General features: G+C 25.5%; 2 protein-coding genes. Both read left to right on the top strand.

Annotated elements, in window-relative coordinates; translation table 11 throughout:
• A partial coding sequence (locus L8U00_RS07760; protein WP_263709109.1) for a hypothetical protein occupies positions 1-794 on the top strand: 794 nt, incomplete at its 5' end.
• The gene (locus tag L8U00_RS07755) at positions 775-1,266 is read left to right on the top strand and encodes a hypothetical protein (RefSeq protein ID WP_263709108.1); all 492 of its coding nucleotides are present in this window, start codon (positions 775-777) and stop codon (positions 1,264-1,266) included. The genes L8U00_RS07760 and L8U00_RS07755, both read left to right, overlap by 20 nt.
• The last annotated feature ends 146 nt before the right edge of the window (positions 1,267-1,412 follow it).

Here is a 1,412-nt window from a genome sequence, read left to right as displayed (position 1 = left end):
TTTTAAAATTTAAAGCTATTGAAGATTATAGTATCAAAGATGTTACTATTAAGTTTAATTATATGAAATCATTTATATCTAAAACCGAATTCCCTCTAGATAAGATTCAGCTTCATCAGTATCAATTAAGTATAGAAAGTAGTGTGAAAGAAATTAGTGAAGATAAAAAAGAATTTCATATTTTTGTAAAAGGTGGTAAGCCAAATACTAAAATAACATGGAATATAAAAGGGTCTGGAATTTTAAATTATAAATATGAAAAATTTAATAGTAATGGTGAAGCCCTTGCAAGTGGATTTTCAAAATTAAGTCCAGATCAAGATTTTAATGCTATAGATATTGAGTGCAAAATGAATGAATATGTAAATATCAGTACAAAGATTAAAATTAAAACTTTACCGGAAAAAATAATTCTTATCGGAAATGCAACAAGGTTTTTAGGATTTTATTTTGATGAACACTATGCTCGTTTAAATAAATTATTTTGTCCAGTTTCGTGTGGTCGTGCGGATTTCATATTTTCAGGATTTTCTACGAAAATGTTAGGAAAGCGAATTCTAGTTAAGTCAAGTAATCCAAAAATAGGATTTACGGAAAAACATTTTATTTTACATCATTTGTCAACAACAGGAGAAAAATATTACGATATTGAAAATAATGTTATAAATTTTGATCCAATTGGTTTTCGAGTAAATGAATATTCAATTCCAAATGGGATATATGATTTTACTTTAAAATACAATGATCAAGAAATAAAATTTAGGATTGAAAAAAATGTTTGGATTCACGATTGAATTTAATGGTGTTACAGATTATTTAAAAAATAAATCTTTGTTTAAATTTACTTATATAGATAGAACTGGAGAAAAAGAATTTACTTCTGAGGAAATTAATATATTTCAATATACTCCAAAGCTATTTATTTATCGTTCGATTATAAAATATTACGATACGGATTATGTGACTTTGGATTATGGAAAAAAAGGATCTAAAGTTAAATGGGTAGTTTCTGGTCCTGTGAAGATTGTGCAAAAGGATGATCATTTTATTTCAGCTGAAGGAATAAGAGGCTATGCAGTATTAAAACTAAAGGGATTAATTCCAAATGGTGAAGATATTTGTGTTTATGCTGCAGCCATGGGCCATACTTATAGTACGATTATAAAATATGTTGAAAGATTGCCTCATGTAATGTTGTATCCTAAATATGAAAATTATTGTAGAGTATCAAATTCATCTTTAATTTTAAAAGATAAGGAAAGATAATGGTATCTAGAATAGGAGATTTTAATTTTGTTATTCTCAACTCATTTAAAGCAAATTATTTTTTAGGTTTATTGGTAAAACAATATTTTTTATTTTGAAAAGTAATAATATACCATGGATTTATTTTTTCATTTTACAATTTTATG

The organism is Campylobacter sp. IFREMER_LSEM_CL2256 (assembly GCF_025771645.1).
Taxonomy (GTDB): domain Bacteria; phylum Campylobacterota; class Campylobacteria; order Campylobacterales; family Campylobacteraceae; genus Campylobacter_D.
Note: the sequence above shows the minus strand (reverse complement) of the source record. Positions and strands in the feature narration are given on the sequence as shown.

Bases quoted from the DNA above. Each gene is read 5' to 3' on its own strand.
- L8U00_RS07755 (WP_263709108.1), top strand. From the start codon at position 775: ATGTTTGGATTCACGATTGAATTTAATGGTGTTACAGATTATTTAAAA.